Below are 19,951 nucleotides of genomic sequence, written 5' to 3' on the forward strand. Positions count from 1 at the left end.
GGCGCTATCAGAAATAGTCTTTATTCTTTGTTCTTTATTCTTACAGTCTGATTCCTAACTGCAACACTGGTATATCTTTTCACAGCGTAATGCAAAATATTTTTCTTACTTTTGAGGCAGAGCCGCCGCAATATTATAAACAGAAAATCCCCTTCATGCTTTACACAATGAAAGAGTTGATTTTCAGTATTTTATAAATTTACAAACAATTTTTCGCGCCAAAAGAGGGGCAAAGATACAAAAAAACATTCAAAATTACAAATAAAACAGACTCATTTTGAGATTATTAAACATAAAAAAGACTGCTCTAAAGCAAGCAGCCCTTATTAACACAAAGGTCTTTTATTGTTATTTCACAATAACTTTATAAGATTTATCTGAAGACTGAGTTTTTATTGTAATGATATACACCCCTGTTGATAATGAAGCGGTATCAATACCTGTATTTCCGTTGAACTGACCAGCGCTGACTACCTGTCCCTGCGCAGAGAACAATGTATACTCTCCGGCTTTTCCTGTGGTAATCATCAGATTTTCTCCGGCTTTTACGGGGTTCGGATAGATCTTAACATCATGAGCGGCATCAGTGATTTCTGAGACTCCTGTTGTTTTAGCTGCACTCATTGATCCGTTTTTCTGTAATGACGCATAAGGAGAAAGCGGAGAATCCGGTGCACCTCTTTTTATAAGATCGGTATCTACTACAGCCTGAATACCATCTTTATCTTTATCATCAATTCTGGAAATGAACCCAACACCAAGATCATCTAAACCGGCTTTTCCGATAACGTACAGGTCAAAATCTGAACCGTTGGACTCCAGATCTATAAAATCGGGTCTTCCATCTCCATCGGTATCTCTCAGCGGATACTTCATCACTCCGGAATCGGGATAGGTTTCCAGCATATCGGCTAATCCGTTTTTACCTACCTCAATTCCTGCATCGATAATTCCGTTATGATCTTTATCTATCTGATTGATCACCGAAGCCGGAATGCCTGATTCAAATAAATCCAGAATACCGTCATTATCAGAGTCCAGATCCAGATAACTGGCAATTCCATCTCCCAGAACTTCTACCGGCCCCAGTACTCCTTCGGTATCATCATCTTCAAATTTATTATTTTTATTCAGATCTTCAAGAACATCAGGAATACCATCATTATCAGAGTCAGCATCACAGGCATCCATAATTCCGTCACCATCTGTATCCAATGTAGGCGATTTATCATTTACGGCAGTACACCCTTCCGCACAATCCGGTATCCCATTCCCATTGGCATCAATGCTGTCATCTCCGTTCGGACATCTGTCGAAGCAGTTGGGTACCCCATCATTATCATCGTCTCTGCTTGCAAATGCATTATAAATATAATAATTCTGAGGGATGCGAACTCCTGTTCCGCTGCAGAAAGTAATTTTAATGCGGTTAAAAGGTTTTGTTGCCTTCCCGCCCACATACAACTTATTGGAATCCGTAGTAAAGAAGTTTCCGCTGATTAAACTTCCTGCACCGGTAAAATGGTCCGTCTGAATAGTATTATTGTACAGGGTTACGCTGATATTTTCCAGAACACTCACTCCTATTAGGTTAGCAGCTTTTTCCAGGGTAAATCCTGCATAAGTATTGGCAGGAAGCATTGTATTGCTGCTCACTGTGGCATACGCTGAGAACATACTCAGAAATGAAGCCGCCGGAAGTGTTACTGTCGCATAATTGGTTTTATTGGCATCTACGATAGCTCCGGGGTTTGTCATTTTCGCAAAAATAAGCCCGAATAATCCGGGACCGGATGTCCAATTGCTTCCTGTCACCAGGTTTCCAGAAATTGCAGATCCACTGGTCTGAATTTTATCATCACAGTCACATGATACAGGTTCTTCGAAAGCATAATATACCTTTAAAGACCCTAAATTGACTCCCGCAGTCTGCGTCAATTTCAGACGTACTTCATCAAATGGTTTGGTGGTGATAAGTGTCACTTTTTGCTTTCCTGTTCCAAAACCTAAAACTTTTATATTAATAAGCCCTCCGCCGTCAGATAATGATTTTGAATCCTGAAGATGACCATAAAGATAAGTCTCAATACTCATATTCTTTAAAAATTCAGCACTTAAAAGCTTACCTTCATCATCCGGAGAGATGACAAAGCCGGCTCTGTTCCCTGCAGGATAGGTTTGATTTTTATCCAGCACTCCTACAGAATACGATCCGAGAATACCTTTAGGCAGCACAACAGATCCGTAAGAGTTTTTATCTCCGTCCCCTATCCTTTCTTTATTCAGCACATAAGAAAGAGGGGCAATAAAACTGCTGCTTGCGGATACATTACCGTCCACACCACTTCCTGCGATAATATCATCACAGATTCCGTTGTTATCAACCGGCATTTTGGCAGGATCAAATGCAAATGCATAATACACATTCATCGCACTGAATACAGACAGCACATTCGTCTGATACAGTCTTATTTCATTGAATTCTTTTGTGGTTTTAAAATGAAGGAAAATTCTGTTTTTATTGCCTCCGAATGCAGGTACAGACAACAAAGTACTACTGGCAGTGGTTTCCTGAAGAACACCATTTTTATAGGTGCTGATTCTCAATGAACTCAGGAGATCAATGGTAATGAAACTTGTTCCCACATCTACATTAAAACCTGTAATATACCCTGCAGGATACATCGTATTTTTATTCTTCACAGAAATTCCGTTTCCACTGACAACGGAAGCGAAATTTCCCATACTTACCTTATTGTCAAGGTCAGCATCAATCACCGGGTTCATGCTTCCGTTATAGCAGGCTAAGCAGATCCCCGAGTTATTCACAGGCTTTGCTTCCACTCCCATCCCACGGATGGGCTCATAGCCTTTCTGCGCTGCAACTGACAGGAACATCATCAGCATAAAAAATACCGTCATCCATTTCCCTGGTAATTTTTTTGTCATTTTGCTTTCTTTTATAAATTGGTTTTTTACTTACCAAATGCTTTCCAGATTCCGCCACCGTTACATCCCTCATGCACCTTTAGGGTCGCATTATACCGGATGGCTCCTTCTTCAGCAGATGAACACGTATTAACGGCTCCTCCGGAAGAGGTGTCCACACCTTTCATCTGAATGGCGGTACCGGTTCTGTTATCGGCGGTAGGAACCATATTAATTCCGACCATAGTGGTGGGAGCATTTCCTTGATTAAAAAAAGTATGGGTAGCATTGGCATAGACAGACTGGCTGATGCCTGCTGTCGCCTTATTTCCAACAGCAATACCATAATCACCCGTCACTGTATTAGCATTACCAAAAGCAAAACCGTTTAGTGTTACAGTATTCCCTAAACCAAAGGTAAAGCCTCCGGTCTTTGCTTTATTCCCCTGTCCTATTGCTACAGCCACTGCATTTCCCGTTTCATTAGCAAAACCAAAGGCAAAATTATATTTACCTGCAGCAGAATTTTGTATCCCAAAAGCCATGCCTCCGCCTGATACAATATTAGAAGAGCCTATGGCCACAGCAGGATAATCAGCCTCCGAGGCATTAGCCGTATTTCCTCTTCCCAATGCCATATTATTGGAAGTGCTGTTGACCGTGTTGGAGCTTCCCCACGAAAGTGTGGATGCGGCCTCACCTCCACCCGCCAGTGCGCCGCCGGTATTGAGAACCGCATGTACTTTATTATTACTTATAAGCACAAGATCAACATTGCCTTTGGTCCCCAGATAATTGGCAGAAACGGGTGCAGCAGCTAATACTTCCGCCTGGGTTGAAATTTCGCCAGCCGCATTTCCCTGAGTATGCCATTCTTTATCGGATATTTTTTGCCAGCTTTTTCCATCAAAATAATAGTACCCGGGTACCGTAACATTTATCGTCTGGCCAGCCGGTGCCGTATCAGCTGCCGTTGCATAGACTATCGCCCCTTCCTGAGCCGCCGTATAGTTTTTAGCTCTCAGTTCTGCTCCTGTAAGTCTGGGCGCTATAAGACCATCCATTCTGGTGGGATCTGCCGGTGCCCCTGTGATATCTAAGGTAGCCTTAGGAGCAGTTGTATTAATTCCTACCTGGCTATAAATGACCAGACTAGTTGTTAAGAAACTGAGGATAAATAATTTTTTCATGGGTATGATATTAAAGTTGTTTATAGTAAAAGAATGAATACCTTCAAAAAGACGATCCTTCTTTTTCAAAAATTGTTTTATTTAGTAAAATGCTTTCCAGACTCCGTTACTGCTGCATCCTTCATGTACCTTTAGGGTGCGGTTATACCGGATGGCTCCTTCTTCGGCGGATGAACACGTATTGACGGTTCCTCCGGAAGAGGTGTCAACACCTTTCATCTGCAGGGCGGTGCCGGTAGCATTATCAGCTGTAGGGATCATATTAATTCCTACCATAGTTTTTCCCGTATTTTGTTCATTAAAAAAAGCATGAATGATGTTGGCATATACAGACTGGTTAGGTCCTGATTTTCCCTGATTTCCAAGAGCTATTCCATATTGATTAACAGTACCAGTCACCCCATTCGTACTGCCCAATGCAAAACCATAATATACTTTGTTATTAGTTCCAAAAGCGAAGCCTCTGGTTCGTACTTCATTGCCGAATCCTATTCCGTAAGACACTGATTCCAAAGCAGTATTTTTGGCTCCAAAAGCAAAAGATGTAAAATTAGTCATGACGGAATTCCCTACTCCGAAAGCCTTGCCTCCAAGCGACACATTATTAGAAGACCCTATGGCTATAGCTGGGTTATTTTTATTATTGGTATCAGCATTATTTCCCTTTCCCAATGCAATATTATTAGAGAGGTTATTAATCTGGTTTGCTCTTCCCCATGAAAATGACGATGCATCTTCACCTCCTCCGTTCAATGCGCCGCCGGTATTAAGAACGGCATGTACCTTATTGGCACTAATAAGTACAAGATCAGCATTTCCTATAGTCCCCAGATAATTGGCAGAAACCGGCGAACTGCCTAAGACTTCAGACTGGGTTGAAATTTCGCCGGTTGTATTCCCTTGAGTATGCCATTCTTTACCGCTTATTTTTTGCCAGCTTTTTCCATCAAAATAATAATACCCTGATGCTGTTACATGTATTGTCTGGCCTGCCGGCACGGTATCTGCTGCTGTCGCATAGACTATTGCCCCTTCCTGGGCTGTCGTATAATTTTTAGCCCTCAGCTGGGTTCCTGTAAGTCTGGGCGCTATAAGGCCATCCGGTCTGGTGGCATCTGCGGGTGCTCCTGCGATATCTAAAGTAGCTTTGGGAGCAATAGTATTAATTCCTACCTGAGCGTAAATAGCTAAACCAAGCGGCAAGAAACTAAGAATAAATAATTTTTTCATGAATATGGTGGTGTATAATTATATTCTTTTCCCTCATAGATATTCCTTTCGTATGAATCAATACATCTTAATGAATACTTCCGGAATCTGTATTCTTCAGAACAGGGGCTGAGATCAGGCAAAAAGGTAAATGACGCAGACTCAACCATAATTTTCCGCCCTAAAAAATCTAGGGGAAAGGTACCACTGTCTTATCGATATTAAACAGCAAACACTATAGAATAAAATAACAGAAGGATATCAAACTTTTTCTATAATTGCTATAGAACTCGTCATCATAGGCTCATAATTCAAAACAGCTTATAAAAAGTATTTTAACATGTATTAATGTTAAACATTTTCAGTATTTACAATAATCAACAGTTTAAAATTCTAATAAAAAAATAAATCATAGTATATTTTAAGTTAAAACAAAACAACAAAATCAAAACTTCATTAAACAAATAATATACAGAATGCGGATTTTTTAAAAACCTCATAATAAAACATTAATAATATTGTAACTCTACCTTTCACTCATCTTTCTACATTTACACAAAAAAAAGGATGAAAAAAAATCCGTCAAGTGTGCTTATATTAAGCTTACTTTTTGTGGGAGGTTTTATGAAATCACAAAAAAAAGACTCTGCATCTGTAAAAGGAGAAGACATCAAGGAAGTAGTAATTACAGCGATGGGAGTCCGAAAAGAAGTGAAAAAACTTGGATATGATGTTACCGAAGTAAAGGGAGATGTTGTCAACAAAGTGCGTGCTGCTAATCCCCTGAATGCCCTTGCCGGTAAAGTCGCAGGACTTAACATCGGGGCTAATACGGAAATGCTGGGCCGTCCCGAGATCGTATTAAGGGGAAGCAAAGATTTACTGTTTGTAGTAGACGGTATCCCCATTAACTCAGACACCTGGAACCTGAGCCCGGACGATATTGAAAGTTATTCAATCCTAAAAGGGCCTAACGCAGCTGCCTTATACGGATTTCGAGGAATTAACGGAGCCATTATCATCACGACTAAAAAAGGAACCAGAAACAAAAAAGGATGGAGTGTAGATTTCAACAGTACCACGATGTATGATACCGGCTTTATTGCCTTACCTGAAAGTCAGTATGAATATGGAAGAGGCACAGGTTTCAAATACAGCTACGGAAATGTTTTGTATGACAACGGACAGAGACTTCCTGAATGGGGCCCCCGGTTTGAAGGACAACCTATCCAGCAATATGACAGCCCGTGGGATCCTGTAACGCAAACCAGAGGAAAAACACCATGGCTGGCAAGAGGAATAAAAAACTTTGAAAATTTTGTACAGGGCGGAATCACCAATACCAATAATATATCCATAGCATCTTCGGGAGAAAATTACGATGCAAGATTATCATACAGCCATCTTTTCCAACAGGGAATGTTTCCCAATACCAAACTGAATGCTGATAATTTCAATATTAATCTGGGATATAAAATCAATGATAAACTACGTTTTGACGGAAATCTTAATCTAAGTCTTCAGTATACTCCCAATATTCCGGATGTCAACTATGGCCCCAACAGTTACATTTATATGTTCAAGGTGTACGGATCTTCAGATTATGATATTAACGATCTGAGAGATATTTATAAAGGGCCTCAGGGAGTACAGGATCTCGTACAGTATTCTTCTGAATATGGGCGTTTGAACAGTGCATGGTTTATGGCAAATGAATGGCTGAGATCTCACCAGAAAACAGATATTTACGGATACCTGAAAGCCACTTATACTATTAATAAGGAGCTGAACATCAGTGCCAGATCACAAATAACAACCTGGAATCAAACCCGAACAGAAAAAGTACCTCCATCCACCAACCTGAATGATTATGTTCCATGGTATACTTTCGGATGGTACGGGGATTACAGGGTTGACAAGCGTAATCTTCTTGAAAACAATACGGATATCATGATTAATTTCAACAAGCAATTGGGCAACTGGAATGTTTCAGCATTAGGAGGTGCCAATATGAGATTATTCAAATATGATTCCGACTGGGCGACGACCAAAGGGCTTGCCATCCCTAAGTTATATTCACTTTCCAATACCAAGGCTCCGGGACTTGCTTATTCATGGGAATCACAAATGCAGGTATACAGTGCCTATTACTCTATAGATTTCGGGTATAAAAATTACTTTAATATCAATACAACAGGAAGGGTTGACAATCTTTCCACTTTACGTAAAGGATACAATACATTCTTTTACCCTTCGGCATCCATCAGCTCTGTAATCACTGATTATCTGAAGCTGGGAAATACCATATCTTACCTTAAAGTAAGAGGTTCGTTTGCCGATGTAAAGGGTGCACTTACTTCCTCTACCATAGGTTCTGCTTATATGGGGATTACAGGAAATTCGTTAAATTCAGGACTTCTTCATTATGGATCTGAACTCTACACCTCTTATGACGGCCCTACTTATGCCAATCAGAATGCTTATTCCAACAACAGTTATTACAACGGAACTGCTTCTGTAGATTATTCCACAACCATTGCCAATCAAAACCTCAATCCGTATAAAAGAATTTCTTACGAAACAGGTATTGATATGAAATTCTTTAAAAACAGAATGGGTATCGATGCGACTTATTTCAGAACAATCAACGGGCCTCAGATCTATGCCCTGGGCAATGCGCCTTCTGTGGGGCAAAACTACCATAACATCAATGGAATAACCACTCTTAATCAGGGATTTGAAGTTAGTTTAAACGCGACTATCTTTAAAAACAGTAAAGGCTTCAACTGGAACCTGAATGCAAACTGGAGCACCTATCGTGAAACCCTGAAAGAGATTGCTGACGGTTATAATGAATTATGGCTCAACGGACACAATTACAAAGTGGGTGATCGTATGGATGCTTATTATGGGAGAACTTTTGTAAGGGATAATCAGGGAAATATTGTTCACACTTCAGCAGGCCTTGCTTATCAGGCACCCAGCGGAGATAGTCAAAACGGATTCCTCGGGAATTTAAATCCGGATTATTCTTTAAGTATAACCAACAATTTATCTTTTAAAAACTGGTCACTGAGCTTCCAGTGGGACGCCCGTGTGGGAGGAAAAATTTATGACTTTATGTACGCACAGGCTATGAATGGTGGTACGGCTTATGAAAGTGCCGCCGGTGATTTCGGTGATGCAAGATACAAAGAATGGGTTTCTTTAAGAGATAACGGCACTATAACTCCCTCATACATAGCACAGGGAGTCGTTATTACTTCAGGAACGCCTAAGTTTGTCAACGGTCAGATTGTTAATATGAATGAACTGACATTTGCTCCTAATACCACTCCTGTTACCGTACAAAGTTATGTTACCAATCTTTACAATACTACGGAATATTTTATGGTAGACAGAACCTTTGTGAAATTGAGAGAAGCAAGCCTTACGTATTCCTTCCCTAAGGAATTCCTTGAAAAAACTTTCTTAAGATCTTTAAGCCTATCTATTGTCGGAAGAAACCTGCTCTATTTTGCTAAAAGAAAAGACATGGATATGGACTCTTTTGCTGCCGGATTCAATTCTTCAGACCGGTCAGCAGGCGGAGGAAAAGGAAATGTAGGATTACAGAGTACTTCTACCAGAACTATAGGTTTTAATATCAACATCGGATTCTAATCAACATGCAATGAAAAAAAAAATAATGAAAAATAAATGGATCTATAAGGTTGTCATCGTACTTTGTGCAGGATTTACACTAAACAGCTGCAACAGAGATGACAGCTTATTAAGCAACCCAAATTCAAGATCGGAAGATGCCCTTATTCCTCCGTCTTTAATTTTAAATCATATTACATCAGGGCTCATCAAAGCTGATGAAATGCCATTCCAGCAGGCACATAAAACCAACCAGTATTTTGTGAGCAACTACAGCTACTATTGGGGCACTAATTCTTACAGCTGGACTAATTCGGATAACGAGTATGATGTGTATCTATATTCCATTAAAATGGAAGAGCAGGCCAAGAAACTTGGAGACAACGCTAAAATTAATTTTTATACCGCCTTATCTAAATTTTTTAAAGCTTATTCCTCCATTTGGTTATCTCAAAGAGTGGGTGATATTCCTATGACAGAAGCCGGAAATTCTTCTAATCTTACCCCAAAATATGACACTCAAAAAGATGTCTATAAAAACTCACTGACATTGCTTACTGATGCCAATAATCTTTTAGGTAATATAAACAACACTTATCCGTCATTAAAAAATACAGTAGCAGACTCTTCAGGAGATATATTTGGACTGACTTATTTTCAGTGGCAGAAAGTAATTAACAGCTACACATTAAGAGTATTGGTAAGTCTTAGTAAAAGAACTAATGATACTCCGGACCTGAATATCAAGGGACAGTTTTCCACCATCCTCAATAATCCCGGCCAATATCCTATTATGGAATCCAATACGGACAACATGATGTACAGATTCAATACCAGCTACAACCCTTATCCTATCTACACCAGCAGATCTTATACATACGGAGCTAATATCGGGAAAACTATTCTGGATATTACGACTTCTACCAGTGATCCAAGAACATTTGTATTTGCCACTCCGGCACCTGCTCAGTATAAAGTAGCAGGACTTCCTATTTCCAGCTTTTCTGCTTATGTGGGAGCCAGTACAAATACCGCCCAATCTGTATTATTTGCAGGAACAGACACCGCAGGTAATACCACTTCAGATAAAGGAGCGTATTCTTACATCAATTTCAAAAGGTATTTTTCGTCCCAAGACGGTTCCACTGCAGAACCTTATGTATTAATCGGATATCCTGAAATGTGTTTCAATATTGCTGAAGCTATTAACCGTGGCTGGGCAACAGGAGATGCCGAGAACTGGTACCTGAAAGGAATTAACGCTTCTTTAACTTTCTATGGCCTTTCTAACGGAGGTTCTTTTAGCGTTGGAGACCGACTCGGAGGTACACTGGGAAATGTCACCATCGATACCAATACATTTCTTTCTAAGGTAGCTTATGCAGGAAATACAACTGATGGTTTAAAACAAATTCTTACCCAGAAATACGTATCCTTATTTTGTAATTCGGGATTCGAAGCTTTCTACAACTGGAGAAGAACCGGATATCCTGCATTCCAGCAAGGAGGTGTAGGAATCGGGACACCTAATAATATGTTGCCTTACCGATGGATGTATCCTCAGGGAGAGATCACCTATAACTCTTCCAACTATCAGAATGCAATACAAACTCAATACGGAGGAGCCGATGACATTACCCAATTCATGTGGCTTCTGAAATAGCCGTTTAAAGAACCATAGTGGCAATTTGGTTCTTTTTTAGCCAAAACAAATTAAAATTTTATTCGAATTAAAACCATTCTACTCACTGTAAAAAAGTATCCATTATGAAAAATATACTGTATATACTGCTTTTATTACTTCCTGCATTATTTTATTCACAGGTAAATGACAGTCTTAAAAGAAAAGTTCCTATGGAGGGAGCCATCAATTTCAGAGATATCGGAGGCTATACAACGAAGGACGGCAAAAATGTCAAATGGGGAAAAATCTACAGATCAGCAGCCCTTAATAAACTTACCTCTCATGACACCATTAAGTTAAAACAACTGGGTATAAAAACTGTTTTTGATTTTCGTGGACCTTCTGAAATAGCTGTTGCAAAGGATAATCTGCCTAAAAGCATAGACTGGACCAATTTACCGGCAGGAAGTGAAAATCTCGGAAAAACAATGCTGGACATTTCTAATGAGAAAAAAATAGATTCACTTGTAATGGCCATTTATACAGATCTTCCCAATATGACAAAAAGATATCAACCTGTATTTCAGCAATTATTAACCTCCGATGATCCTATCCTGTATCATTGTGCAGCCGGAAAAGACAGAACCGGAATAGCAACTGCGCTGGTATTATATGCGTTGGGGGTGCCTGAAAGTAAAATCATGGAAGATTATCTGGCCTCCAACTATTACAGGCAGGGAGAAATCAATAAACTCATTACCATTCCTACTAAAAATGGTATGAAAGCTGTGCCTAAAGTTATGCAACAGGTTAAAGCGGAGTGGTTAGAAGCGACAGCCAATGCGATCATCCGTCAGTATGGTTCCGTAGAGGCTTACCTTCGTAAAGAAATGCAGGTAGGGCCTGAACAAATAAAAATCTTAAGAAAAAAGTTCTTAGAATAATTTCTCTGCTCTATAAAAAGCAAAATGCCATCTCGGTATGAGATGGCATTTTTTTATTTTTAGTAAATCGCTTTACTGATGAATTATTTCAATTCTACTTCAGCACCAGCTTCTTCTAATTGCTTCTTAAGAGCTTCAGCTTCGTCTTTAGATACACCTTGCTTGATTGGAGCAGGAGCACCGTCTACGATATCTTTAGCTTCTTTAAGACCAGCACCAGTTAAATCTTTTACTAATTTAACGATAGCTAATTTAGAAGCACCTGCAGACTTAAGAATTACGTCGAATTCAGTCTTTTCTTCAGCAGCTTCACCTGCACCACCTGCAGCAACTACTACAGCAGCAGCAGCTGGCTCAATTCCGTACTCATCCTTAAGGATAGCAGCTAATTCGTTTACGTCTTTTACAGTTAGGTTTACTAGCGTTTCAGCTAAATTTTTTAAATCTGACATTGTTGTAATGTTTTTGTTGATTATTTATTTAATTTTTTGAGTATAATTATTCAGCAGCTGGCGTTTCGTCAGTGCTTTCTGCAGCAGGAGCTTCCGGAGCTTCAGCAGCAGGAGTTTCTTCAACTACAGGAGCAGCTTCTTCAGCTTGAGCTTCTACAGTTTCAGATTTGTTTTGAAGAGCAGAAACAACTCTTTGAATTGGAGACTGAAGTAATCCGATGATTTCACCGATCATTTCTTCTCTAGACTTGATGTTTACTAAAGTATCAAGGTTGTTGTCACCAACATAGAAAGTTTCCTGTACAAAAGCAGACTTCAGAGCCGGCTTCTCATCTTTCTTTCTAAAATCTTTGATTAATTTTGCAGGAGCATTAGCGGTCTCAGCAATCATTAAAGCAGAGTTTCCTTTGAAAGTTTCAAACATTTCAGAGTAGTCTACTCCTTCAATTTGCTCCATTGCTTTTTGTAAAAGTGTATTTTTTACCACTTTTACTTTAATGTTTTGTTTGAAAGCCTGTCTTCTGAAGTCTGAAGATTTAGCAGCGTTCAAACCATCTAGATCTGCTACGTATACTACTTTTGCATCCTGAAGCAAGTCTTTGATCTCTTGTATTGCTACAACTTTTTGGTCTTTTGTCATTGTCTTAGGATTAAATATTAGTTAACAGATTTAGTATCAATTGCAATACCTGGGCTCATTGTAGAAGACAAATAGATAGACTTCACATAAGTTCCTTTAGCAGCAGTTGGCTTCATTTTGATCAATGTCTGGATTAATTCCTGAGCATTTTCTTTGATCTTAGCAGCATCGAAAGATACTTTACCGATACCAGCATGGATGATACCATACTTATCTACTTTGAAATCAATTTTACCTGCTTTTACTTCAGTTACTGCTTTACCAATTTCCATTGTTACAGTTCCTGATTTAGGGTTTGGCATTAAACCTCTTGGACCTAATACTCTACCTAATGGACCTAATTTACCCATAACAGCTGGCATAGTAACGATAACGTCAACATCAGTCCAACCGTCTTTAATTTTTTGTAAATATTCGTCAAGACCTACATAGTCAGCACCAGCAGCTTTAGCTTCTGCTTCTTTATCTGGAGTTACAAGAGCTAATACTTTAACATCTTTACCAGTTCCGTGAGGAAGAGATACAACACCTCTTACCATTTGGTTTGCTTTTCTTGGGTCTACACCTAATCTTACAGCGATATCTACAGAAGCATCAAATTTTGTAGTGTTCACTTCTTTTACAAGAGCTGAACCTTCTTCAAGATTATAGATTCTTCCTTTTTCTACTTTGCTTAAAGCTTCCTTTTGCTTTTTAGTTAATTTTGCCATTTCTTTAAGTTTTAAGCGTTAAAAGTTGGTTTAGTTCCTGTTACTCTTAATCCCATAGATCTAGCAGTACCTGCAACCATAGAAACAGCAGAATCCATTGTAAAGCAGTTAAGGTCTGTCATTTTATCTTCAGCGATTTTCTTCACTTGATCCCAAGTTACAGCACCTACTTTGTTTCTGTTTGGTTCACCGGAACCTCCTTTGATCTTAGCCGCATCCATTAACTGGATTGCTGCAGGTGGAGTTTTAATAACGAATTCAAAAGATTTGTCTTCGTATACTGTAATTACTACAGGTAAAACTTGACCTGGCTTGTCCTGAGTTCTTCCGTTAAATTGCTTACAAAACTCCATGATGTTCACACCTGCAGAACCCAAAGCTGGACCTACTGGTGGAGAAGGGTTAGCTGCGCCACCTTTCACCTGAAGCTTTACCATTTTAAAGACTTTCTTAGCCATTGTTTGTTTTTTAAATTTGAATAATTAATGAGTTTGGAAGCATTTATTATTCAGCAGGTTATGCACTCACATAACAATAAACCTACTTTTCGGATTGCAAAAGTATAAAATATTTTTGAAACTACAAACGGATATTGCTGATTTTTAAAAAGTTTTAGTTTTATTTTCAATATTCTCTTTTCGTTTGTTCTGTCAGATACTTGCGTGAGGATAGAATTATAAGCAATACACAGGAGAATTAAAAAACAAAGAGGGCATTTTTCTCTAAATGACCTCTTTTTATAGGGTATACTCCTTAAAAACCGGCGGGTTTACTGATAGTTCGTGTAGAACCGTCCGTTCCTCCTAAATCAGCATTAACATCACTGATGTTCTGTTTTGTAATAAGTCTTTTATATGCCATTAAGTAAAGATCAATGGTAAGATTATTATAGGTTCTTGAAGGAGGATTGGTATTAGTGGCAATCACTCTGCTATCTGAGAATTTTGCTTTTATATGCCATGTTCCGTTACTTTTGAAAGCTGTTACATCCGGTGATCCCTGTTTGTTATCATTAATCCCGTTATCACCATAATCCAGCATAACATTTGTAGAACCATCATTCAGTTTAAAAGAATAATTATGAAGGACTACTAAAAAGTTGTTGGCATCTATTTTTGTGTCATAATCCGTTATTCCTAATCCTGATACTCCCGTAAGACTAAGTTTCAGATAATTAAATAATCCGCTGCTTTCCAGATTAGGATCATACAGCTGAAGTGCATTTTCTGAAGTTGCCAAAAAACTACCTCCTGTCATAGTAGGTTCACCGGGATTTCTAAGATATAAAGAATTGGTATAAGATTTCCCGTTTACATCAAGGGTCTCCGTAGGTTTATCCGTCTGGATTCCTACTTTACCCTGCTGAGCATTCAAAAATATACCCAGACATAAGATTATTGTACTATAAATTTTTCTTCTCATATTGTTTTTATTGAAGCCCTAATGGCGTATTAGTTGAAACTCCCGAATAAGCAGGCGATGCTGAAGCAGAGACAGAACCGTTGAAAGTACCCCAGTCTTTAACCAAAGATTTTTCGAAAACGTTTAAAGTTAATGTCCAGGTCCCGTTTTGTGCAGAAGTAGTACCCGCCCCTTTAAAACTTAAATTAACAGCGTGATAATTTTTACCTCCGCTTGATATTTTGGTTACTTCTGTAGAATAAGCTCCGTAAGATTTAGGATTAGTAGATGTATTGGCTGCTGATACTGCAACTGTAAAAACAGCGCCTGTAATAGCTACCACATATTTATCCGCATCCAGTCCTGTATTCAGATTCACTACTTCATCTTCTTTTACATTTTTCAGCACGACATTGTACATATTGACAGGAGCTACATTACGGAGTGAAATGTCTAATAATTTTACTTTACCTACCGGTGATGAATCTTTTGAACGGGTAATCAGAAGATAATTTCCTCTGGCAGCTACATTTTCCGTATCCACCAGATAAGATTCAACCAGTGTTTCTCCTTCCACATCCAGAGTTCCTTTGGGAGTTGCCGTATTAATTCCAACCTGAGCTTTACTGCCTAAAGCGGCAAAGGCTACAAAAAGTATGGTGATTATTTTTTTCATATGCATTTGTTTTTTTATTGAATTAAAGGAGTTGCCGCCGCACCTGTAGTTCCGGACTTTAAATCCTGTGTAGAGTTGACTTCTTTGGCATAAGACCGATCATATACCAGAAGATTAAGCGTCCATACCCCTGTAGGCAATGCTGAATCAGGAGAAAACCCCTGATAGTCGGCTTTCAGTTTCCACGTTCCTCCCGAGGAATACGCAAAAATCTGTGGTACCGGCGTCAGCCAGTCGGCAGAATAGGTCCGGATGGGTTGGGTAAATCCAAAAGAAGAGATGACCACAAGAAACTTATTAGAATTAATTTTGGTATCAAACTGGTTCACCCAGTCTTTATCCGAAGGATCACAGGTAATCTTAAACTGGACGATATTGATTGGAGCCGGAGAGTTAGGAACAAACGTATCATTATACGCTGTAATTTTATTCTCAGGAGCCGGAGATTTAATAATAAAGGTATAATTCTCACTGGCTCCCAGTTTCTCCATCGGCTTTTTGAAAACAATACCTTTTGTTTTCATGGTTCCGTTAACCGTTAATTCCTTTTCTGGTGTTGGCGTATTTATACCAACCTGCGCATATGAAAATACCGCAGCACCCATTAAAATGAGTGTCGAAATAATTTTAATCATTGGGTTATGTGTTTATTTTGAAAGTATCTTTCTCATCTGTGTTATATCCAGACTTTATTCTTAGAGACACGAAATCTTCATACCCTGTTCTACAGTGTATCAAATAAGAAAATATAAAGTGTTATGGATTAGTTACCTGATTGTTTACAATAAACATGCCACGCGCCGGATATTACTGAATAAGAATCTATATAAGTATGTTTTCTGATTGTTATTATCTCAGAAAAGTGACATTTTAATTAATGTTAATCAGTTATACACAAGCATTTCTATGCCATCATATAATAAAGTAATGCAATCATTATCAATAGTAAACTTAAATAAACTTAAAAAATTAAGATCAGCAAAAGTGAATACAAATAAAAAAAGACCGCTATATATAGCAGTCTTTTATATTTTATATAAGTAATAATTATACTTTTTCTACTTGCATGTAGCTTAGCTCCATTGGAGTTTTTCTACCGAAGATCAACACAGAAACTTCAATTTTCTTTTTGTCTTCAAGAATTTTTTCAACAGTACCATTAAATCCATTGAAAGGTCCGTCAATTACTTTAACGTTTTCACCTACTACGTATGGAATTTCAACGTCACTTGCAAATTCTGAAAGTTCATCCATTCTTCCAAGCATTCTGTTCACTTCAGACTTTCTCATGGGAACAGGATCTCCTCCTTTTGTTAAACTTAAGAAAGATATAACTCCCGGAATGTTTTTAATAACGTGAGGAATTTCTCCCATCAGATCAGCTTCGATCATTAAGTATCCAGGGTAGTAAGGTCTCTCTTTAGGAACTTTTTTACCGTTTCTAATCTGAATAACCTTTTCCATAGGAATAACCACTTGAGTAACGTACTGCTCAAACCCTAGACGTTTGATTTCTGTCTCAATATAGTTTTTCACTTTATTTTCCTGTCCGCTGATTGCTTTCAGCACATACCATTTCAATTCGCTCATTATGGGAAAACACTTTTAATTAATTGAACAAGTTGATTAGCATTCCTATGATGTTGCTGATTGCTTTTGAAAACAATTCATCAACTCCAAAGGTAAACAATGCCAGAATTACTGTCGCAATAGTCACTACAATTGTAGAAGACTGAAGGTCAGCCCATTTTGGCCATTCAACTTTATGTCTGAATTCGTTATAAGAACCTTTTAAAAAATCGACAAATGAACTCATAATTTATATTTGCACGGGCACAAGGATTCGAACCCTGATCAACGGTTTTGGAGACCGGTATCCTACCATTGGACGATGCCCGTAGATTAAAAAGCTCCGTAAAGAAGTTCCTTACGGAAGCTTTTTATATTTTAAGATATTAATCTAAGATTTCAGTAACCTGACCTGAACCAACTGTTCTACCTCCTTCTCTGATCGCGAATCTAAGACCCTCGTTAAGAGCGATTGGTTGTAACAATTCCACAGTGATCTCTAAGTTATCACCAGGCATTACCATTTCTACACCTTCTGGTAAGAAGATCTCACCTGTAACGTCAGTAGTTCTTACGTAGAACTGAGGACGGTATTTGTTGTGGAATGGAGTGTGACGTCCACCTTCTTCTTTAGAAAGGATATAAACAGATGCTTTGAATTTTTTGTGTGGCTTCACAGAATCTTTCTTAGCGATAACCATACCTCTCTTGATGTCAGTTTTTTCAATACCTCTCAACAATAGACCTACGTTATCACCAGCTTCACCTCTGTCTAGGATTTTTCTGAACATCTCAACTCCTGTAATTGTAGAAGTTAATTTTTCTTCACCCATACCAACGATATCAACTGGATCACCAGTGTTGATAACACCAGCCTCGATTCTACCAGTTGCTACAGTACCTCTACCTGTAATAGAGAATACGTCTTCAATTGGCATCAAGAATGGCTTCTCAGTATCTCTTACCGGCTCGTCGATCCACTCATCAACTGCATCCATTAATGCTTCAACAGTTTTGAACCACTTATCTTCTGAGTCACCGTTAGTAGCTGCAGTAAGTGCTCCAAGAGCTGAACCTTGGATTACTGGAGAGTTATCTCCATCAAAGTCATAAGTAGCTAATAGATCTCTAAGTTCCATTTCAACAAGTTCTAACAATTCTGGATCATCCACCATGTCAACTTTGTTCATGAAAACAACAATCTTAGGTACGTTTACCTGACGGCAAAGTAGGATATGTTCTCTAGTTTGAGGCATTGGACCATCAGTTGCAGCACATACTACGATAGCTCCATCCATCTGAGCAGCACCAGTTACCATGTTTTTAACATAATCGGCGTGACCTGGACAGTCAACGTGAGCATAGTGTCTTTTTACAGTTTCATACTCGATGTGAGCAGTATTGATAGTGATCCCTCTTTCTTTTTCTTCTGGAGCAGAGTCAATCGCAGAGAAGTCTTTTTTCTCAGCAAGACCTTTGCTAGCTAATACAGCAGAAATAGCAGCTGTAAGAGTTGTTTTACCATGGTCAACGTGACCAATAGTACCAATGTTCAAGTGTGGTTTGTTACGATTAAACGTTTCCTTTGCCATGATTTAAAATTATTTATTTATTGTTTTTCAAATTTTCGGTGTGCAAATATAATGAATTTTTAAATACCAAAACCTTTTTATTGAAAAAAAGTTTCAATATTCAAATCCAGTGAAGTACAAACCTTATATTTCAATGTATTGAGACTGCAAATTTACAAATTTTTCCCGATTGAGAAAAACTTTCTGAAACCTTTTATGAAAAAGCCTGAAATACAGAATAAAAGAATAAATTACCGGGGTTATAATTCCTATTTATTTTATTACATCTTCCCTTTTTCTCTATCTCATTTCTGCTTTCCTGAATGATCTCATCAGTAAATATAAAGCAAATAAAAAAGCGCCGCCCAGCATAATCAAAGAAGTGGAATACTGATTAAAGGCCACCAGGGAGAAGAGTTCATTCACAATAAATCCAATTATGTTAATATGAAAAAAAACTAAAACCAGCAGATACAACATCACCGATACAAGAGCAAATCCCCTGTGTTCAGGACGAAATATATAAGTCAATATATTTTTCACCTTTTTTTTCAAACCGGACGGAAGTAAATAAGCCGGAATAAAAAGAACGTACAACCCTATTGAGTACATAAATGAGATATTCAGCATCAACAATACATTGAGATGAAAAAAAACAAGCAGTAAAAGCATCAGCCTGAAAAACTTCGGATAGAAAAAAGCAACGATAAAAGAGGTTTCGAAAATAACGGTAAGATCATCCAGAATTTCCCAGAATACTTTCGAACTGATCTGATCATAAAAATCTGACAACAGACCGTTCCAGCCAATAATATATCTGTACTGACTGAAAAATATCTGCGTATACTGCGTATCCGCACTCAGCCACCCGCCTAAGATTTTTGATATCCCTGCTGTAAACATTCCAAAACTGACGATCATACTGATCATAAACAGAGGCCAGGATCTCGCAGATTCGTCCGTTTCTTTTTCAGGTTCGGGGAAGAAACTGAAAGTCTTATTCCAGGGTGTAAATGCTATTATTAAAATAGGCAGGGTATAGATAAAATCATGATTTACTTTTCCAAAGGAATAGGCATAATTACTGGTCACTATATAGAGAACCATATACAATATTGCAAATATCCGCGGCCTGTAGCCGGTCAGGATAAGTAATAAACACAGATACATGAGATACTGACAGATTACAAAGAAGGCCCGGGAAGGAATTGCCTCTGTAAAAGACAGAACACTGATCGGCGGCTGCATGGCCGTGTTTGGGATAGAATGTATCCAACTGTTATCTGAAATTCCTATCCACAACAGGAATGCAGAGAAAAAAATTCTATAAAATGCCAGAAATTCGTCACCTGGATGGTAACTGGCGAAGGGAAGTTCGGTTAATTTGTTCATCAC

17 protein-coding genes and 1 tRNA gene are annotated in these 19,951 nt (G+C 38.5%); 3 read left to right on the plus strand and 15 right to left on the minus strand.

The genetic code is table 11. The features are described 5' to 3' along the window. Positions 1-348: 348 nt before the first annotated feature. The 3 genes from JO178_RS17500 to JO178_RS17510 all read right to left on the minus strand — a co-directional run bounded on the left by JO178_RS17500 (position 349) and on the right by JO178_RS17510 (position 5,348). A complete protein-coding gene (locus tag JO178_RS17500) occupies positions 349-2,949 on the minus strand; it encodes a T9SS type A sorting domain-containing protein (RefSeq protein WP_291938582.1) in 2,601 nt (866 codons plus the stop codon). Between the two features lie 26 nt (positions 2,950-2,975). Then, complete coding sequence (locus JO178_RS17505) at positions 2,976-4,118, minus strand: hypothetical protein (protein WP_291938583.1); 1,143 nt, start codon at positions 4,116-4,118, stop codon at positions 2,976-2,978. An 81-nt stretch (positions 4,119-4,199) separates the two neighbouring features. Then, a complete protein-coding gene (locus JO178_RS17510) occupies positions 4,200-5,348 on the minus strand; it encodes a hypothetical protein (protein ID WP_291938584.1) in 1,149 nt (382 codons plus the stop codon). 546 nt (positions 5,349-5,894) lie between these two features. Here JO178_RS17510 and JO178_RS17515 point away from each other — a divergent pair. From JO178_RS17515 to JO178_RS17525, 3 genes are all read left to right on the plus strand, one after another. Then, the gene (locus JO178_RS17515; protein WP_291938585.1) at positions 5,895-8,990 is read left to right on the plus strand and encodes a SusC/RagA family TonB-linked outer membrane protein; all 3,096 of its coding nucleotides are present in this window, start codon (positions 5,895-5,897) and stop codon (positions 8,988-8,990) included. A gap of 10 nt (positions 8,991-9,000) precedes the next feature. Then, positions 9,001-10,632: a SusD/RagB family nutrient-binding outer membrane lipoprotein gene (locus JO178_RS17520; RefSeq protein ID WP_291938587.1), complete on the plus strand. Its 1,632-nt coding sequence runs from the start codon at positions 9,001-9,003 to the stop codon at positions 10,630-10,632. Positions 10,633-10,736: 104 nt separating this feature from the next. Then, positions 10,737-11,537 carry a tyrosine-protein phosphatase gene (locus JO178_RS17525; RefSeq protein ID WP_291938589.1) on the plus strand — a complete coding sequence of 267 codons (801 nt, stop codon included), beginning with the start codon at positions 10,737-10,739 and terminating at the stop codon, positions 11,535-11,537. Between the two features lie 83 nt (positions 11,538-11,620). On the opposite strand, the gene rplL is transcribed toward JO178_RS17525, so the two are convergent. The 12 genes from rplL to JO178_RS17585 form a co-directional block, all read right to left on the minus strand. Continuing rightward, complete coding sequence (rplL, locus tag JO178_RS17530; RefSeq protein WP_076781873.1) at positions 11,621-11,989, minus strand: 50S ribosomal protein L7/L12; 369 nt, start codon at positions 11,987-11,989, stop codon at positions 11,621-11,623. A 46-nt stretch (positions 11,990-12,035) separates the two neighbouring features. Further along, a complete protein-coding gene (gene rplJ, locus JO178_RS17535) occupies positions 12,036-12,629 on the minus strand; it encodes a 50S ribosomal protein L10 (protein ID WP_291938591.1) in 594 nt (197 codons plus the stop codon). A 17-nt stretch (positions 12,630-12,646) separates the two neighbouring features. Next, a complete protein-coding gene (gene rplA, locus JO178_RS17540; protein ID WP_291938592.1) occupies positions 12,647-13,339 on the minus strand; it encodes a 50S ribosomal protein L1 in 693 nt (230 codons plus the stop codon). Between the two features lie 11 nt (positions 13,340-13,350). After that, positions 13,351-13,797: a 50S ribosomal protein L11 gene (gene rplK, locus JO178_RS17545; protein ID WP_291938593.1), complete on the minus strand. Its 447-nt coding sequence runs from the start codon at positions 13,795-13,797 to the stop codon at positions 13,351-13,353. A 295-nt stretch (positions 13,798-14,092) separates the two neighbouring features. Beyond that, a complete protein-coding gene (locus tag JO178_RS17550; RefSeq protein WP_291938595.1) occupies positions 14,093-14,761 on the minus strand; it encodes a hypothetical protein in 669 nt (222 codons plus the stop codon). A gap of 7 nt (positions 14,762-14,768) precedes the next feature. Beyond that, complete coding sequence (locus JO178_RS17555; RefSeq protein ID WP_291938597.1) at positions 14,769-15,416, minus strand: hypothetical protein; 648 nt, start codon at positions 15,414-15,416, stop codon at positions 14,769-14,771. 14 nt (positions 15,417-15,430) lie between these two features. Continuing rightward, positions 15,431-16,051 (minus strand): hypothetical protein, encoded by a 621-nt coding sequence (locus tag JO178_RS17560; protein WP_291938599.1) that lies wholly within the window; start codon positions 16,049-16,051, stop codon positions 15,431-15,433. 412 nt (positions 16,052-16,463) lie between these two features. Beyond that, entirely contained in the window at positions 16,464-17,006 is a 543-nt protein-coding gene (nusG, locus tag JO178_RS17565) for a transcription termination/antitermination protein NusG (protein WP_002976412.1), read from the minus strand. Between the two features lie 19 nt (positions 17,007-17,025). Next, positions 17,026-17,232, minus strand: coding sequence for a preprotein translocase subunit SecE (gene secE, locus JO178_RS17570; protein WP_002976410.1), 207 nt, complete (start codon positions 17,230-17,232; stop codon positions 17,026-17,028). A gap of 12 nt (positions 17,233-17,244) precedes the next feature. Then, positions 17,245-17,315, minus strand: a tRNA-Trp gene (locus tag JO178_RS17575). A 56-nt stretch (positions 17,316-17,371) separates the two neighbouring features. Next, positions 17,372-18,577, minus strand: a complete 1,206-nt coding sequence (gene tuf, locus JO178_RS17580; RefSeq protein ID WP_291938601.1) for an elongation factor Tu — start codon at positions 18,575-18,577, stop codon at positions 17,372-17,374. Between the two features lie 279 nt (positions 18,578-18,856). After that, positions 18,857-19,948, minus strand: a complete 1,092-nt coding sequence (locus JO178_RS17585; protein ID WP_291938603.1) for a hypothetical protein — start codon at positions 19,946-19,948, stop codon at positions 18,857-18,859. Positions 19,949-19,951: the final 3 nt, after the last annotated feature.

The sequence above is a fragment of the Chryseobacterium sp. genome, from assembly GCF_019236175.1.
Classification (GTDB): domain Bacteria; phylum Bacteroidota; class Bacteroidia; order Flavobacteriales; family Weeksellaceae; genus Chryseobacterium.